Source organism: Nocardiopsis sp. CNR-923 (assembly GCF_001942255.1).
In the GTDB taxonomy this organism is placed as follows: Bacteria; Actinomycetota; Actinomycetes; order Streptosporangiales; family Streptosporangiaceae; genus Nocardiopsis.
Genome location: NZ_MKKC01000127.1, coordinates 1 through 16,017, shown reverse-complemented (window position 1 = coordinate 16,017; position 16,017 = coordinate 1). Strand labels below are relative to the sequence as shown.

Here is a 16,017-nt window from a genome sequence, read left to right as displayed (position 1 = left end):
CCTGCCGCGCACGCGGACCTCGCCCTCGTCGGGCATGAGCACGCCCGCGATGAGCTTGAGCAGCGTCGACTTGCCGGTGCCGTTCTTGCCGACGATGCCCACGCAGTCGCCGCGCGCGATCTCGAAGGAGACGTCGCGCAGAGGCCAGAACTCGTCGCCCTCGGCGTTGGGGTCACGCTTGGAGCCGTGGATGAACATCTCGCGCAGGCTGCGCTTACGGCGGCGGTTCACGGCGAACTTGACGCCGAGCCCCTTGGCCTCGATGACCGGTCCGCCGGTGCCCTCGGCGCCGTACGTGGTCTGCGCCATCACAACTCCTTCAGGACGGACATCTCCAGACGGCGGAACGTCCAGTATCCGATGATCAGCATCAGGACGGAACCCACCACCGAAGCGGACAACGCCAAGGTCGTCGGCGTCAGTTCCCCGAACCCAGCGAACCACACCGTGCGGTGCATCTGGAAGATCCCCATCAGGGGGTTGAGCTGGAAGAGCATCGCCGCCCAGCCCGGCACCTCGTCCGAGTCCAGGACCATCGAGGCCGGGAACAGGATCGCCGAACCGTAGAACAGCAGTCGGGTGACGATGCGCGTCAGGCGCTCCACGTCGCGCAGCAGGACGTTGACCGAGGACAGGAACAGGGTGACGCCCAGACCGAACATGAAGGTCAGCACGATTGCCAGCGGCAGCCACAGGAGGAGCCCCTCGACCGAGGGGCGGCCACCCAGCGCGAACACGAAGACGAGCAGGACGGGCCAGGTCAGCAGGTACTCGACGAACTTGGTGCCCACGGTCGCCAGGGGGAAGATCTCCCGTGGCACCTTCATGGTGGTGATCAGCTTGGAGTGCGTGATCATCGCACGGGGCGCCTCGCCGAGGATCGCGCCGAAGGTGGTCCACGGCAGGATGCCCGCGACCAGGAACAGCAGGAAGCCGCCGCTGTCCATGGCGCTCTGCGGCATCCCGCGGTTCGCGTCGAGGATGACACCGAAGACGAAGAAGTAGACCAACGTCATGGCCATGGGCTCCAGCATCGTCCACGCGTACCCGAGTACGGACTGCTGGTACTTGACCTTCAGGTCGCGCCGGACCAGGAGGCCGACGACCTTCCGGTGTTCCCAGACGGCCAGCGTCCTTGACGCCACCGCCACCTCCAAGGGTTGATTCACGTCCGGGGTCGAAGGATTCCGGACGGGCGTGTAGGTACTCACCTGCGCGCACCGGGCCGACATGCACGGTTCCGCCCTCACCAGGACCGTGGCACGGGGGGCGTGTCCGAGCGGGTGGGGGATGTCGCGGACCGTGCCCGGTCTCACGACCGTGTCAGAGGAGGTCCGAACCGGGCACGCCATACAGGCGTCCATAGGTTACCGCCGTGGCAGACGGACCGAACCATCGGTCGGGCGCGCCCGCGGGAGCCGTCCGCTAGTGTCGGCGACTGGTGTCCCCCGTGCGTGCGCACGCGTCCCGAGGAAGGCGAAGAGATGTCCGCAGCTCCGCGCGTGATCGCCGCGGTCCTGGCCGGAGGGGTGGGCGCGCGGATGGGCGCGGCCACCCCCAAACAGCTGCTCCCGTTGGAGGGCCGGCCGATCATCCAGCACTCCGTCGCGGCCTTCGAGGCCTGCCCCCAGGTCGACGAGGTCATCGTGCTGATGGTCGCCGAACACGTGGGCACGGTGGAGGACATCGTCGCCGACGCCGGGTTCACCAAGGTCAGCCGGGTACTGCCGGGCGGCGCCACCCGGACCGAGACCTCCTACGCGGCGCTGACGGCGATGGCGTCGGCGTCCGACGCCGACCTCGCCCTGCTGCACGACGCCGCCCGGCCGCTGCTCTGCCCGGCCACGGTCACGGCGTGCGTGGCGGCGCTGGGCGAGGCGGGCGCGGTCGGGGTCGCGGTGCCCAGCACGGACACGACCGTGCGGGTGGCGCCCGGCCGGACCGGCGGGGAGGCGGTCGTGGACGTGCCCCCCCGCGCCGCGTTGCGCAGGATGCAGACGCCGCAGGGATTCCGCCTGGGCGTGCTCCGCCGTGCCTACGCGCTGGCGATGGCCGACCCCGGCCTGGTCGCCACCGACGACTGCGGGGTGGTGCTGCGCTACCTGCCCGAGGAGGAGGTCCGGATCGTGCCCGGTGACGAGAGCAACATCAAGGTGACCAACCCGGGCGACGTCGCGATCGCCGAGACCCTGCTCCGGCGGGCGCGCGTCCGGTACGGGAGCGCGGGGGAGGTGCGATGAGCCGGGTGTTCACACCGACTGAGGTGATCGGCCACCGGGGCGCCGGGCGCGGCGAGGTCGACGGCGCCCCGGAGAACTCGGCGGCCTCCTACGCCGCCGCGGCCGAGGCGGGCGCGGACTGGGTGGAGATCGACGTGCGCCGCACGGCCGACGACGCCCTCGTGCTCTACCATGACGCGGCTCTGGGGGACGGGCGGGCGATCGTGGACCTGACCGCCGACGAGTGCGCGGCGGCGGGCCTGATCCGGCTGGAGGAGGGACTGGCGGCCCTGCCCGCGGGGGTCGGCCTGGACGTGGACGTCAAATCGGTGATGGAGGACGCGGTGGACGCGCCGTCCCGCCGCACGGTGTCGCTCCTCCTCCCCCACCTGCGCCGGGAGGCCGCGCGGCGGCGCGTGTTCGTCTGCTCCTTCGACCCCGGCGTCCTGCTCGCCGTCCGCGAGGACGCGCCCGGGCTGCCGACGGCGTGGATGCCCTACGTGCGCAACCCGCTCGACCAGGCCGTTGCGGGGGCGGCCGGGATGGGCTGTCCGATCGTGGCGGTCGACGCGCGCTCGCTCGGCCGGACGGGTGACGCGCCCCGGCCCGGCCGCCGGTCGGTCGCCTACACCGTCGACCTGGCGCACCGCGCCGGGCTGGAGATCATCTCGTGGTGCCCCGACCCGGTGGACGCTGCCAGGTTCGCCGAGGCGGGGATGGACGCGGTCGTGGTGGACGACGTGCCGGGCACGGTGTCGGCGCTCAAGGCCGCCGGTGGGGACGGCGCCGCCCCGAACGGGTGACCGTGTCGCATGGCCGAGCGGGGCCCGGTGCCCCGGGCGTCAGGCGCGTGTGGAGCGCGAGGCCCTCGCGGCGCGCGAGTCCGAGCCGAGCCCGGGCGGACTCGTGATGAATCCCACACCCCAGGACATGTGCATGGTCGCCAGGGCCAACGGGATCATCGGCACGCTGGCGGCCGGCAGTCCCTTGGCGAGCGGGGCCGACGCCGCCGTGACCAGGGCCAGGTAAGCGGCGGGCGCCAGGAACAGCGGCCACCAGAACACGCCGCCGACCAACCCGGCGAGGATGCCCGCCACGGCGACCGGCGGGGCGAGGTAGCGCAGGTTGATCGTGCCCTTGTGCTGGCGGGCCACCACGCGCCGCCAACGGCCGTAGTGGAAGTACTGCCTGGCGAGCAGCCGCACGTTGCGCCGGGGCCGGTAGGAGACCCGCATGCGCGGCTCGAACCACACCGTGCCCCCGGTGGTGCGGATGCGGTGGTTCATCTCCCAGTCCTGGGCGCGCAGGAAGGCCTCGTCGTAGCCGCCGACCCGCCTGAGTGCGGAGCGCTGGAAGACGCCCAGGTAGACGGTGTCGGCGGGACCGCCCTCGCCACCGGTGTGGAAACGCGCGTTGCCCACGCCGACCTTGGAGGTCATGGCGGCGGCGACGGCCCGCTCCCACGGCGTGGTCCCCTCGGCGGCCATGATGCCGCCGACGTTGTCCGCCCCCGTCTCGCGTAGCGTCTCCACGGCCACCCTCAGGTAGTCCGACGGCATCATGGCGTGCCCGTCGATGCGGGCGACGATGTCGTGGCTGGAGGCGCCGATCGCGGCGTTGAGCCCCGCCGGGGTCCGCCCCGTGGGGTTGTCCACCACCCTGACGCGCGGGTCCGCGGCGGCGAGACCGTCGGCCACCTCGCGGGTGCGGTCGGTGGAGGGGCCCACGCCCAGAACGACCTCCAGTTCGCCCGGATACTCCTGGGCGAGGACGTGCTCCACCGCGGCGGCGAGGTGGCGCTCTTCGTTGAGGACGGGCATGACGACGGAGACTGGCGGCCAGGACACGGGGCACTTCCCAGGGTCAAGACGTGTCGGGACTGCGTGGTACGCGCGTCAACCGTACTGCACACCGCGGGGCCGCTCCGCCGCCTCGTGCGCCCGGTCCGGACGTGACCGGTCGGAAGCGGCGGACGGCCGCCTCCGACATCCCGGGCCTGGCGCCCGCGCTCTCCCGCGCGAACGGTTCCCCGCCCGGCGGCGTCACACCCAAACGGACGACAACACGCCGAGGGTTGACATCCCGCGCCCTTCGGCGGATCGGGTGACAACCTAAGGATGAAGGACACCGCTGCACGGGTGGGACGGGGACGCCGATGAGCGACGACAGCGCCGGACGGCAGGGACCGCCGGAGGAGTTCCGGCGCAAGCGTTCCCAGCCGGTCCCGCCCGAGGCCCTCCGGTCGGCGCGGTCCGGCCGGGTGACGGTGCCCCCGGCCGCCGTGCGCCGCCGCAGGACCGGTCTGCTGGTCATGGGCGCGCTGTCGGCACTGGTCCTGCTCGCCTCCGGGACGTCGTGGGCGGTCACCGGCTGGATGTCGGGGGTGCTCAACCGCTTCGACGTGTTCGGGGCGCTCGCGGCGGGCGACCGCCCCGACAACCCCACCGGCGGACTCACGTTCCTGGTGATCGGCTCCGACTCGCGCGGGGAGATGAGCCAGGAGAACCAGGACGCGCTGAGCGTGGGGTCCACGCCCGGCCGACGGTCCGACGTCATCATGATGGTGCGGGTCAACGAGGGCCGCGACCGGGTCAACGTGGTCGGCATCCCCCGCGACCTGTGGGTCGACATCCCCGGCGAGGGCGAGGACAAGATCAACGCCGCCTACGCCTACGGCGGCCCTGCGATGACCGTGCGGACGGTGGAGTCCCTGACGGACGTGCGGATCGACCACTACGTCGAGGTGGACTTCGAGGGCTTCGTGGACGTCGTGGACGCTCTGGGCGGCATCGAGGTGTGTCTGCCCGAGGCGATCGACGACCCGAAGTCGCGACTGGACATGGCGGCGGGCACGCACGAGGTGGACGGCGCCGAGGCGCTGGCGTTCGCCCGGACCCGCGCCACAGCGCGCGGCGACCTGGACCGGATCGACCGGCAGCAGCAGGTGCTGTCCGCGATGCTCGACCGGGCGATGGGCAGCCAGACCCTCACCGACCCGGGACGGCTGGCCACGTTCCTGGAGAGCGCGTTGTCCTCGGTGACGGTGGACGAGGAACTGGACGGACGTGCGCTCAACGAGCTCGCGTACCAACTGCGCGAGATCGACCTGTCGGCGGTGGCGTTCACGCAGGTGCCGATCGCCGACATGAACCACTGGACGCCGCGCGGTGACGTCGCCCTGCTGTGGGACGAGCCCGCCGCCCGCGACCTGTTCGCCGACATCCGCGCCGACCGTCCCATCGCCGAGGGGGATCCGGCCGAGGAGGCCTCCCCCGAGCCGCCGAACCCGGCCGACGTGCGGATCCGGGTGTTCAACGGGACCGCCACGCCGGGCATGGGCGCGCGGACCGACGACAACCTCGCCCAGGTCGGGTTCGACGTCATCGCGCCCGCCGAGAACTGGGACGACCGCGACGTGGCCACGACGCAGATCCGGTACCCGCGCGGCGCCGAGGCGCAGGCGCGGTTCGTGGCGGAGGTCTTCCCCGGTTCGCGGCTGGTGGAGGACCGTACTCTGGACGACGAGATCCAGGTCGTGATCGGCTTCAACTTCACGACCTTCACCGCCCCCGAACTCCCCGAGCCCGAACCGGAGTCCGCGGCCTCCGACGGGCCCCTGGCCACGACGACCGCCCGGGACAACGTCTGTGCGTGATCCCGTGCGAGGAAGGTGACCCGTGCTGCGCCATCTGGTCGGTCTGCTGGCAGGCATCGCCCTGACACCGGTCCTGTGGATCGCCGTCGCGTGGAGCTCTGGACTCCTCCCGCGGATCACCGAAGGTGACGTCACGGTCGCTTCCGTGGCGTCCGTGGTGGTGATGTGCCTGGTGGGGATTGTCGGGGCCTACCTGGCGTCGGGTCACGTGTCGCCCCTGTTCGCCGCGTCCAGCGGCGCCCTGGTGACGGCGCTCGCACTGTGGCCGGTGACCGCACCGGCGTCGCTCGACGCGGTGCTCGGCTGGCTCGATCCGGAGAGCTTCCTCTACCCGGGCGGCGCGGGGACGGCGGCCGCTCTGCCACTGGGCGTGCTCCTGCTGTGCTCGGCCATGACGCCCACCCGTTGGAGGGCGCTGCGGGAGGCCCCCGCGCGGGTGGTCGCGAGCACGAGCCGGGACGACGTGCGCCGCGCCGGCGCCGACGGCGTTCGGTGGGACGGGGCGGCGGAGCGGGCGGGCGACGCTTCCTCCGCTGTGACCGAGACCATCGAGGACGAACTGCCCGACACTCCCCCATGCCCCTCCCGCCTCCGAGCGGCGGTGACGGCGGTGACCCGGACAAGACCACCACGCCGTTCCGCCGACGCGGCGACAGCGGAGCCGTGTGGACGCCGTTGGACGTGGACCCCGAGGAGTTCCGGGCGCCCGACGACGGCCGCTGACGCCGTCCCGCATCGCCCACGAGCGGACACCCGGTGCGTACCGCCCACTCCGCCCCGGTAACCTGTGCGCCTGACTGTTCACGTCGTGTTGGGTCACGCGCCACACCCCGGCGCGTAGGGTGATGCACCCCAAAGCAGCACCGTCGGCCCCCGTGTCCGTTTTCTACCCCCAAGCGGGGTGTTGACCTCTGTGAACGGGCACAACCAAGCACACAAGCGCGGACGGCGAGAACGGAAGGACTTCCAGCAGTGGTCGAAGCGGAACGAATGCGCGTCTCGGTCATCGGCACCGGCTACCTCGGCGCCACGACGGCGGCCTGCCTGTCGGAGCTGGGCTTCGAGGTGCTCGGGCTCGACGTCGACGAGGCCAAGATCGACATGCTCCGCTCCGGCCGCGTCCCCTTCTTCGAGCCCGGACTGGACGAACTGCTCACCGCGAACCTGGGCACCGGACGACTCTCCTTCACGACGTCGTTCGCCGAGGCCGCCGAGTTCGCCGACGTGCACCTGATCTGCGTGGGCACCCCCCAGCGCGACGAGTCGGGCGCGGCCGACCTCACCTACGTCCAGTCGGCGATCGAGCGGCTCGCCCCCCACCTGACCCGGCCCACCGTCGTCGTGGGACGGTCGACCGTCCCCGTCGGCACCGCCGCGACCCTCACCGCCCGCCTGCACGCACTGGCACCCGTCGGCGAGGAGGCCGAGCTGGGGTGGAGCCCGGAGTTCCTGCGCGAGGGCTTCGGTGTGGAGGACACGCTGCGGCCGAACCGGATCGTCATCGGCACCGACTCCCCCCGCGTGGAGAAGGCCGTCCGCGAACTGTGGCGCCAGCAGGTCGACGACGGCGTCCCCTTCCTGGTCACCGACCTCCAGACGGCCGAGCTGGTCAAGGTGTCGGCCAACGCCTTCCTGGCCACGAAGATCTCGTTCATCAACGCCATGGCCGAGGTGTCCGAGGCGGCCGGGGCCGACGTCATCCAGCTCGCCGAGGCGCTGTCCTACGACGACCGCATCGGCGGCAAGTTCCTCGGCCCGGGTCTGGGCTTCGGCGGGGGTTGCCTGCCCAAGGACATCCGGGCGTTCATGGCGCGCGCGACGAGCTCGGCGTCGAGCCCGCGCTGTCCTTCCTGCGCGAGGTGGACGCGATCAACCAGCGCCGCCGCGCGCGCACGATCGACATCGCCCGGGAGCTCATCGGCGGAAGCTTCGCCGGACGCACGGTCACGGTGCTGGGCGCCGCGTTCAAGCCCAACTCCGACGACATCCGCGACTCTCCCGCGCTCGACGTCGCCTCGACCATCGCCTCGATGGGCGCGCGAGTGACGGTGTACGACCCCGCCGCCCTGGAGCGGGCCCGCCAGGCGCACCCGGAACTGCGGTACGGCTCGTCGATGCTGGAGGCCGCGCGCGACGCGGACGTGGTGCTGCTGCTCACAGAGTGGCAGGAGTTCCGCGAGGCCAACCCGGACGAACTCGCCGAGGTCGTGTCCTCCACACGGATCGTGGACGGACGCAACGCGCTCGACCCGACGTTCTGGCGCGCTTCGGGCTGGACCTACCGGGCCCTGGGCCGCCAGTAGCCCCGGCGTCGGCCGACCGTCTCGCGTAGTCGCGGGGTCCGGCTCCCAGCCCACCGACGAACAGGCCCGGGCCGGCCTTCGGCGCGAACGCCCCAAGACCGGACCGGGCTGACGGGTGGGTCCCCAGGACCCGGCTGAACTCAGGCCCTGATCTGCGTGACGCGGATCCGGTTGCCGAAGGGGTCGCGGAACCCGCAGTCGATGCCGTACGGGCGTTCGGTGGGCTCCTCGGTGAACTCGACGCCCTTCGCCAGCAGCGTCTCGTAGGTCTTGCGGCAGTCGTCCGTCGTCAGGACGAACCAGCCACCCATCGCCCCCTTGGTCACCAGGTCGCGGACCTGCTCGGCCGTCTCCTCGGACATCGCGGGCCCGCCCGGGCGCTCCAGCATGATCTCCCGACCGGGCTGACCGGGCACCTGGACGGTCAACCACCGCATGCCGCCGAAGTCGATGTCGGCGCTGACCTCCAGGCCGAGCTTGCCCACGTAGAAGTCGAGGGCCTCGTCCTGGTCGAGGACGAAGATCTGTGAGTGTGTGATCGCGTTGAACATGTCCACGACTCTAGGGAGCAAGCCGGAGGAAGACTTATCCGAATCCGCTCAGTCCTCGCCCGGCGGTCGAGCCGGGTCGCTCGGCCGCGCCCACGCCATGGTGAAGCACGTGGGCACGACCGAGGCCGCCGTCTCCCTCCGGTACCGGCTCGGTGACGTCCCGACGATGGCGCTGAACGTCCGGCTGAACGTCCCCAGGCTCCCGAAACCGACCTCGAAGCAGATGTCCGTCACGCTGCGGTCGGTCGCTCGCAGCAGGAACATCGCGCGCTCGACGCGACGGCGCTGGAGGTATCGGTGCGGCGACTCGCCGAACGTCGCCCGGAAGGTCCGGGAGAAGTGCGCCTCCGACACGTGGGCGATCCGGGCCAGGGCCGGGACGTCCAGGGGCTGCGCGTAGGCGCGGTCCATCGCGTCCCGCGCCCGGAGCACGCGGCGGTTGCTGTCCTCGGTGGCGCGGCTCACGGCGGGCCGGATCAGCGGCCCAGGCCGAACCCGGTGGGCTTGCCGTCGTCGGCGACCTCGCGGCGCAGCCGCTCGCCCTTGGCGTAGGCCTGCGACCTGAGCCCCTCCTGGAAACGGGACATCCGCTCGGTCAGATCCGGGTCGCCGGCGGCCAGCATGCGCACGGCCAGCAGCCCGGCGTTGCGGGCCGCGCCCACCGCCACGGTGGCCACGGGCACGCCCGCGGGCATCTGCACGATGGAGAGCAGGGAGTCCATCCCGTCCAGGTACTTCAGCGGCACCGGGACGCCCACCACCGGCAGGGTCGTCACTGACGCGAGCATCCCCGGCAGGTGGGCGGCGCCGCCCGCACCGGCGATGATCGCCTTCAGGCCCCGATCGGCCGCCTCGGTCCCGTACTGGATCATCTCGTGCGGCATACGGTGCGCGGAGACCACGTCGGCCTCGAAGGGGACGTCGAACTCGCGCAGGGCGTCGGCGGCCTCGCGCATCACCGGCCAGTCCGAGTCCGAGCCCATCACGATCCCCACGACGGGGCCCCGCCGGTTGGCGCTGTCGGTCACTGGTCGTCTCCTCGAAGGTAGTCGGCGGCGTCACGGGCACGCTCCAGGAGGTCCCGGTAGTCGGCGCCCGTCACGGTGACGTGCCCGATCTTGCGGCCCGGACGCACGTCCTTGCCGTAGAAGTGCACCTTCACCTCGGGGTCCTTGGCCATCACGTGCAGGTAGCGGCGGTAGACCTCGGGGTCCGCGCCGCCCAGGACGTTGGCCATGACCGTGTAGGGGGCCGTGGTGCGCGGCGCGCCCAGCGGCAGGTTGAGCACCGCGCGCAGGTGCTGCTCGAACTGGGAGGTGCGGGCGCCCTCGATCGTCCAGTGGCCGGAGTTGTGCGGGCGCATGGCCAGCTCGTTGACGACCACTCCGTCCGCCGTCTCGAACAGCTCCACGGCCAGGACGCCCGTGACGTTCAGTGCCTGCGCTATCTCGATGGCCAGCTCCTGGGCGCGCGTGGCCTTCTCCTCGTCGAGTCCGGGGGCGGGGGCGATCACCTCGTGGCAGATCCCGCCGCGCTGGACGGTCTCCACGACCGGGTACACCGCGACCTGGCCGTGCGGGGAACGGGCCACCTGGACGGCCAGCTCGCGCGAGAAGGCGACCTTCTCCTCCACGAGCAGCGGCACCTCCTCGTCGGCGGCGCGGCGGACGACCCGCGCGGCCTCCTCGGACGTCCCCACGATCCACACGCCCTTGCCGTCGTAGCCGCCGCGCGCCGCCTTGAGGACGACGGGCCAGCCCACGCGCTCGGCGAACGCCGTCACATGGTCCTGGGTGGTGACCTGGCGCCACCGCGGGGAGGGGGCGCCCAGCTCCGCCATGCGGGTCCGCATGCGCAGCTTGTCCTGGGCGAAGCGAAGGGCGTCACGGCCGGGGCGCAACAGGCCGCCCGCGTCCTCGACGGCGCGCAGGACGGGTTCGGGCACGTGCTCGTGGTCGAAGGTGACCACGTCACAGGCCTTGGCGAAGGACAGGACGTCGTCCAGGCCCCGGTCATCGCCCAGGGTGACGTCGCCGCAGACCAGGGCGGCGCTGTCGGTCGGGCTGGCGGCCAGCACCGAGAAGTCCACGCCCAGACCGATACCCGCCTGGTGGGTCATCCGGGAGAGTTGTCCGCCTCCCACCATTCCGACACGGGGGACGATGCGGTTACGCTCGCTCACAGTTCCTCAACTCATGCTCGTCAACCGCGGTGACGGGACGGTTCCACGCGATGCGGAACCTGGCCGAGACGGCTCGGAACCCGCGGCCGGGGTCTTGCTCCAGCCCCCGGGCTAGAGTCTAGGGCGTGCCCGCCCGGTACCCCCAGGGTGGTGCCGCCCCCACAGGTGAGCGAACCTCCGGAGTGCCGGGCTCCAAGCTCCCCCCGACAGGAGGTCCCTTCCGTGCGTGAGTTTCGGCAACGGCACCCGAGGATCGCGAGGTTCGCCGCCGAGGTGGGCAAGTTCGGATCCGTGGGCGCCGTGGCCTATGTCGTGCAGCTCGGGACGACCAACGTGCTGTGGGGCATGGGCGTGGAGCCCATGCCCGGCCAGGTGGTCGGCACGGTGTGCGCGATCGCGGTGGCTTTCGTGGGCAACCGGTTCTGGACGTACCGGGACCGTGCGCGCACGGGGTACGGACGCGAGACCGTGCTGTTCCTGGTGATGAACGGCGTGGGGATGATCCTCCAGCTCGGCTGCCAGGGGATCGCGGTGTACGTGTTGGAGCTGGAGAGCCAGCTGGCGCACAACATCGCCGGGAACGTGGTCGGCGTGGGGCTGGGGACGCTGTTCCGGTTCTGGTCGTACCGGACGTGGGTGTTCCCGGTGGCGGAGGAGAGCGCCAGAGTGGGCGGGTGAGCCCTGTGGCTGGGCGGTGTGGGAGGGTGCCCGGTCACAGGCGAACCCACGCGTTCCCGGTCGCCCAACCGGGCGGGTGGACGCGCGGACCTTCGCTCACCCGCGCTCTTCCTCCCCGGCTCTTCCTACGCCACCGCCGCGCGGCTCGTGCGCCGGACTCCCGTCCGGCGGGCGATCCAGGTGACGCCGAGCGCGTACACCGCCATGGTCCCGACCGCGAACCCCAGCCCGATCGGCCCGCCCATTCCGGGCGGGCCCGCGCCGATCACCAGCCCCGTGCCGATCGCCGCGGTCCGGTCCTCCAGCACGCACAGCGCCAGCTGGGCCATACCGTTCACCAGGTGGAGCCCGATCGCCGCCTCAAGGCCGCCCGTGCGCCAGGTCAGCCATGCCGCACCCGTGCCCATCACCGTGAGCGCCGCCGTCGTCCACAGGTCGCCGGGGTACACGGACGCGTACAGGGCGGCGAACAGCGTGCCACTGGCGAGGATCGCCGGTCCGGGCGACCGGAGCACCCGAGCCACCGCGCTCTCCCCCGACCCTCCGATCGCGCCGACCAGCTGCATGAGCAGCCCGCGCAACGTGAACTCCTCCGCGACCGACTGGAACGGCACCAGGAGCACGATGACCATCAGGGACACCACGACACCGCCGGACACCGCGCCCAGGCGAGCCTCGTCGGACAGCGCCGTGTACAGCGCCATGGTCACCGTGACGGGTACCGCCGCCAGTCCCACACAACGAACCAGGAAGGCCCAGCGCAGGTGACCGTCGACCGACATCAGGGTCCCCACCCTGCGCCACTGCACCACACGGACCACGAGCAGCACGATCGGGATCAGCAGCGCGGTCGAGACCAGGCCGATCGCCAGACTCGCGATCTCCCCCAGCCGGACGGAGCCCGGCGAGAGCCCGCTGCCGCCCGCCAGCGCCACGATCGTCATCGCCAGGGCGACGGCGACCCAGAGGAAGAACAGCAGGAACGCGAGGACCACCAACGACAGGGCGGGCACCCACCAGCGGTACCGCGATCCTCGCCCGAGTCTGTGATACGGCTCACCCTCCGGGGCCTCCCCGGGGGCGAACTCGCTGGTGCGCACCGGTCTCGGCGGCGGCCACGCCCACACCGACGGGTCCGGGTTGACCGCTGGGTGCCCTCCCGGGGGAGTCAGCCGCCCGCCTCCCGGCGGTCCCGCCCACGTCTGCTCGTGCGTCCACGCGCCACGGGCCCGCCCGCCCGGCCCCTCAGGGGCGGCGGGCCAGGACGAACCGGGCGGTGGTGGCGCATTTCCCATGGTGCGCAGAGACTACTATCCGGCTGTGTATTGCCAGCGTTAAGGGCACGCCGTTAACGCCTGGTCACAGGAGGGTTCCGCACCGACGACGCGCGTGCGCGGGGCCGCCCCAACCCGTCCCCGCGCCCGCCCGGCCTCCGCCGAGCGGCCCCCACCGCACATCGCCTCGGCCGCCGGCGCCTCCGCCCGGCCACCGACCCACCCGGCCGGAGGAATATCGAGGCGAGCCGACCCCGTTGGAACGGATGGCACGTGGGAGCGACACCACAGGCCCACACCCCGTTCCGCTGACCTACGATTGAGTACATGTCCTCCACACCATCCACCGAGCAGGTCCACGAAGCCCTGGCCACGGTGCAAGACCCGGAGATCCGCCGTCCCATCACCGACCTCGGCATGGTCAAGAGCATCGACATCGCCGACGACGGCGCCGTCCGCGTCGGTGTCTACCTGACGGTGGCCGGATGCCCCATGAAGGGCCGCATCGAGAAGGACGTGACCGAAGCGGTGACCAAGGTCGCCGGGGTCGCCTCCGTCGCCGTCGAACTCGACGTGATGAGCGACGAGCAGCGCAAGGAACTCCAGACCAAGCTGCGCGGCGGCCAGGCGGAGAAGGAGATCCCCTTCGCCAAACCCAACTCCCTGACCAGGGTCTTCGCCGTCGCCTCCGGTAAGGGCGGCGTCGGCAAGTCGTCGGTCACCGTCAACCTCGCGGCCGCCATGGCAGCGCAGGGGCACAAGGTCGGCGTCGTGGACGCCGACATCTACGGCCACTCGGTGCCGCGCATGCTCGGCGCGTCGGACTTCCCGACCAAGGTCGAGGACATGATCCTTCCGCCCACGGCGCACGACATCAAGGTCATCTCGGTGGGCATGTTCACGCAGGGGAACCAGCCGGTCGTGTGGCGCGGCCCCATGCTGCACCGCGCGCTCCAGCAGTTCCTGTCCGACGTCTACTGGGGCGACCTCGACGTCCTGTTGATGGACCTGCCCCCGGGCACCGGCGACATCGCCATCTCCGTCGCCCAACTGCTCCCCTCCGCGGAACTGCTGGTCGTGACCACCCCGCAGCAGGCCGCCGCCGAGGTGGCCGAGCGCGCGGGCGCGATCACCGCCCAGACGCACCAGCGCATCGCAGGCGTCATCGAGAACATGTCGTACTTCGTTCCGCCGGAGGGCGGCGAGCCGCTCCACCTGTTCGGCGAGGGCGGCGGCCGGACCGTCTCCGAGGCGCTCACCAAGACGCTCGGCACCGAGATCCCGCTGCTGGGGCAGGTTCCGCTGGACACACGCCTGCGCGAGGGCGGCGACGAGGGCGAGCCGCTCGTCCTGACCGACCCCGACGCCGAGGCCAGCAAGGTGATCGCGTCGATCGCCGACGGCCTGGTCGGCAAGCCGCGCGGACTGGCCGGAATGCAACTGGGCATCACGCCCGCCGGACGCTAGGCGATTCTCCTGGGCCCTCCGCTTGGTTCCGGACCGGGTTCGGACGCCCCGAAGGCAGGGATTCCTCATCCTCGGCGACGCCCGTCGCCCGTCGCGGCGGGCGCACGCTGGGGACGCGCACAGGTCCGTGGTGTGAGCGGACGACGCGACGGGGGCCCTGGAGAGTTCCGGAGCCCTCGTCGCCTGCGTCGGCCTTCGCCGCCGCGCCCGGGACGCCCTGTCCGACAGGCCTCGTCCCGCCCGGTCGTCGCCGTTCAGTCGGTCGAGGATCCGAGCGTGACCGTGGTCGTGCCCTCGTCGCCGTCGCGTTCGAACACGACGTCCACCTCGTCGCCCGGCGCGCGGTCCCGCAGCATGGCGAGGAGCTCCTGACCGGAGTTGACCGCCCGCCCGTCGAGGGACGTGATCACGTCCCCCGGTTCCAGGCCCGCCTCGGCGGCCGGACCGCCCCGCGCCACGCGCCGGAACCGCCCGCGATCACCGCGCCGGCGACGGGGCTCTGGAGGTCGAACTCCGCGCCCATGTCCGCGTAGGCGGTCGACTCGTTCTCGATGAGCTGGTCGACGACGCTCTGCACCTCCGCGGACGGGATGGCGAAGCCCAGACCGATGCTGCCCGTGGCCTCGCCCATGGAGCCGCCCATGGTGTAGATCATCGAGTTGACCCCGATCACCCGGCCCTGGAGGTCGACCAGCGGTCCCCCGGAGTTGCCCGGGTTGATCGCGGCGTCGGTCTGGAGCGCGTAGAACCGGCTGGCGCCGCTCCCCTCCGGGCTGACCGGCCGGTCGACGGCGCTGATGATGCCCTGCGTGACCGTGCCCTCCAGCCCGAGTGGCGCACCGATCGCGATGACCTCGTCACCCACGACCACGGCTTCGGAGTCGCCGAACTCCAGCGGTTCGACGTCGATCGGATCCGCGAGGGACAGCACAGCCAGATCTGAGCTGGGGTCCGCGCCGACGACGGTCGTGTCGGACAGGCTCCCGTTGCTGTACTCGACCTGGATGCCGCCGTCCGCCAGTGCCGAGGACACATGGTCGTTGGTGACCACGTAGTCCCCCTCGATGACGAACCCCGAGCCGCCGCCGGGCGCGCTCGGGTCGGCGCTGCGAATGGACACGACGCTGGGGCTGACGCGCTGGGAGACTCCCGCGATGGTGTCGGGGTCGCGCCGGGGCGCTCGGGCGGCGGCTCGTTCATGACGGGCCCCTCCTCCTCGGGCGCGTGTCCGCGCTCGACGCGTCGTTGAACAGGGCACCCGCGATCCCGCCCGCGCCACCGGCGATGAGGGCGACGACGAGCATGCCGGAGAGCGCCATCCAGACGGGCACTCCGCGTCGGCGACGTCCGGGCCGCGGCTGCTGGGGCTGGAACTGGTGGGGTGGCGGCGCCGACGGGTCCAGGGGAGCCTGGAGCCGGGACGTCTGCGGCTGGTGGCCCTGCCCGTGAGCCGGTGACTCGTCGGACTGGCTTCGCTGGTGTCCGTGTGGCTGGCTCCACGGTGGCGCCCCCTGGGTGTGCCGCGGGGCGAAAGCGTACTCCCCCGGCGCGCTGGGGTGTCGGCGGGCTCTGGGCCGTCGGCGCCGAGGGGGCCCGCCCTGCCCTGGCCGCGCCGCCGACTGCGACTCGTTCCCCTGGTGGGTGTGGGAGGGCGGGGAGTGCGGGCTGCTCTGCGGGGCCCGGACGGC

16 protein-coding genes and 2 pseudogenes are annotated in these 16,017 nt (G+C 72.1%); 7 read left to right on the top strand and 11 right to left on the bottom strand.

Translation table 11 applies throughout. The features are described 5' to 3' along the window. A partial coding sequence (locus tag BJF83_RS22585) for an ATP-binding cassette domain-containing protein (protein ID WP_143832041.1) occupies positions 1–309 on the bottom strand: 309 nt, incomplete at its 3' end. After that, complete coding sequence (locus tag BJF83_RS22580) at positions 309–1,157, bottom strand: ABC transporter permease (protein WP_075927902.1); 849 nt, start codon at positions 1,155–1,157, stop codon at positions 309–311. The genes BJF83_RS22585 and BJF83_RS22580, both read right to left, overlap by 1 nt. Before the next feature lie 327 nt (positions 1,158–1,484). Here BJF83_RS22580 and BJF83_RS22575 point away from each other — a divergent pair, with 327 nt between their 5' ends. Together BJF83_RS22575 and BJF83_RS22570 are read left to right on the top strand one after the other, a co-directional pair. After that, a complete protein-coding gene (locus BJF83_RS22575) occupies positions 1,485–2,240 on the top strand; it encodes a 2-C-methyl-D-erythritol 4-phosphate cytidylyltransferase (RefSeq protein WP_075927901.1) in 756 nt (251 codons plus the stop codon). Then, the gene (locus tag BJF83_RS22570) at positions 2,237–3,022 is read left to right on the top strand and encodes a glycerophosphodiester phosphodiesterase (RefSeq protein WP_075927900.1); all 786 of its coding nucleotides are present in this window, start codon (positions 2,237–2,239) and stop codon (positions 3,020–3,022) included. The genes BJF83_RS22575 and BJF83_RS22570 overlap by 4 nt, the downstream gene beginning before the upstream one ends. A gap of 39 nt (positions 3,023–3,061) precedes the next feature. Here BJF83_RS22570 and BJF83_RS22565 read toward each other — a convergent pair whose 3' ends face one another. Then, the gene (locus BJF83_RS22565; protein WP_075927899.1) at positions 3,062–4,066 is read right to left on the bottom strand and encodes a glycosyltransferase family 2 protein; all 1,005 of its coding nucleotides are present in this window, start codon (positions 4,064–4,066) and stop codon (positions 3,062–3,064) included. 308 nt (positions 4,067–4,374) lie between these two features. Here BJF83_RS22565 and BJF83_RS22560 point away from each other — a divergent pair, with 308 nt between their 5' ends. From BJF83_RS22560 to BJF83_RS22550, 3 genes and pseudogenes are all read left to right on the top strand, one after another. Beyond that, positions 4,375–5,874, top strand: coding sequence for an LCP family protein (locus tag BJF83_RS22560; protein ID WP_075927898.1), 1,500 nt, complete (start codon positions 4,375–4,377; stop codon positions 5,872–5,874). A 22-nt stretch (positions 5,875–5,896) separates the two neighbouring features. After that, positions 5,897–6,658, top strand: a complete 762-nt coding sequence (locus BJF83_RS22555) for a YIP1 family protein (protein ID WP_262391779.1) — start codon at positions 5,897–5,899, stop codon at positions 6,656–6,658. 188 nt (positions 6,659–6,846) lie between these two features. After that, a pseudogene (locus tag BJF83_RS22550) lies at positions 6,847–8,177 on the top strand (UDP-glucose dehydrogenase family protein). 140 nt (positions 8,178–8,317) lie between these two features. Here BJF83_RS22550 and BJF83_RS22545 read toward each other — a convergent pair. Genes BJF83_RS22545 through BJF83_RS22530 form a run of 4 tightly spaced genes read right to left on the bottom strand, consistent with a single transcriptional unit; the run spans position 8,318 to position 10,910 of the window. Next, the gene (locus tag BJF83_RS22545) at positions 8,318–8,728 is read right to left on the bottom strand and encodes a VOC family protein (protein ID WP_075927897.1); all 411 of its coding nucleotides are present in this window, start codon (positions 8,726–8,728) and stop codon (positions 8,318–8,320) included. 48 nt (positions 8,729–8,776) lie between these two features. Then, complete coding sequence (locus tag BJF83_RS22540) at positions 8,777–9,193, bottom strand: helix-turn-helix domain-containing protein (RefSeq protein ID WP_075927896.1); 417 nt, start codon at positions 9,191–9,193, stop codon at positions 8,777–8,779. Between the two features lie 11 nt (positions 9,194–9,204). Beyond that, positions 9,205–9,756, bottom strand: coding sequence for a 5-(carboxyamino)imidazole ribonucleotide mutase (gene purE / locus BJF83_RS22535; protein ID WP_187347206.1), 552 nt, complete (start codon positions 9,754–9,756; stop codon positions 9,205–9,207). Continuing rightward, the gene (locus BJF83_RS22530) at positions 9,753–10,910 is read right to left on the bottom strand and encodes a 5-(carboxyamino)imidazole ribonucleotide synthase (protein WP_075927895.1); all 1,158 of its coding nucleotides are present in this window, start codon (positions 10,908–10,910) and stop codon (positions 9,753–9,755) included. Before BJF83_RS22530 ends, purE begins: the two co-directional genes overlap by 4 nt. Positions 10,911–11,132: 222 nt before the next feature. On the opposite strand from BJF83_RS22530, the gene BJF83_RS22525 reads away from it, so the two are divergent. Then, complete coding sequence (locus BJF83_RS22525; protein WP_075927894.1) at positions 11,133–11,588, top strand: GtrA family protein; 456 nt, start codon at positions 11,133–11,135, stop codon at positions 11,586–11,588. Positions 11,589–11,713: 125 nt separating this feature from the next. Here BJF83_RS22525 and BJF83_RS22520 read toward each other — a convergent pair whose 3' ends face one another. Further along, positions 11,714–12,688, bottom strand: coding sequence for a CPBP family intramembrane glutamic endopeptidase (locus BJF83_RS22520; RefSeq protein ID WP_075927893.1), 975 nt, complete (start codon positions 12,686–12,688; stop codon positions 11,714–11,716). A 501-nt stretch (positions 12,689–13,189) separates the two neighbouring features. Between BJF83_RS22520 and BJF83_RS22515 the strand changes: the two genes are divergently transcribed. Further along, positions 13,190–14,329, top strand: a complete 1,140-nt coding sequence (locus tag BJF83_RS22515) for an Mrp/NBP35 family ATP-binding protein (protein WP_075927892.1) — start codon at positions 13,190–13,192, stop codon at positions 14,327–14,329. 254 nt (positions 14,330–14,583) lie between these two features. Here BJF83_RS22515 and BJF83_RS30700 read toward each other — a convergent pair whose 3' ends face one another. The 3 genes and pseudogenes from BJF83_RS30700 to BJF83_RS30695 all read right to left on the bottom strand — a co-directional run. Next, positions 14,584–14,739: a PDZ domain-containing protein gene (locus BJF83_RS30700; protein WP_316042337.1), complete on the bottom strand. Its 156-nt coding sequence runs from the start codon at positions 14,737–14,739 to the stop codon at positions 14,584–14,586. Further along, positions 14,736–15,449, bottom strand: coding sequence for a trypsin-like peptidase domain-containing protein (locus BJF83_RS22510; protein ID WP_316042336.1), 714 nt, complete (start codon positions 15,447–15,449; stop codon positions 14,736–14,738). The genes BJF83_RS30700 and BJF83_RS22510 overlap by 4 nt, the downstream gene beginning before the upstream one ends. Positions 15,450–15,525: 76 nt before the next feature. Beyond that, positions 15,526–16,017: pseudogene (locus BJF83_RS30695) on the bottom strand (hypothetical protein); the annotation flags it as partial.

Coding starts and splice junctions, on each gene's coding strand:
- BJF83_RS22515 (WP_075927892.1), top strand. CDS start 13,190: ATGTCCTCCACACCATCCACCGAGCAGGTCCACGAAGCCCTGGCCACG.
- BJF83_RS22570 (WP_075927900.1), top strand. CDS start 2,237: ATGAGCCGGGTGTTCACACCGACTGAGGTGATCGGCCACCGGGGCGCC.
- BJF83_RS22560 (WP_075927898.1), top strand. CDS start 4,375: ATGAGCGACGACAGCGCCGGACGGCAGGGACCGCCGGAGGAGTTCCGG.
- BJF83_RS22545 (WP_075927897.1), bottom strand. CDS start 8,728: ATGTTCAACGCGATCACACACTCACAGATCTTCGTCCTCGACCAGGAC.
- BJF83_RS22575 (WP_075927901.1), top strand. CDS start 1,485: ATGTCCGCAGCTCCGCGCGTGATCGCCGCGGTCCTGGCCGGAGGGGTG.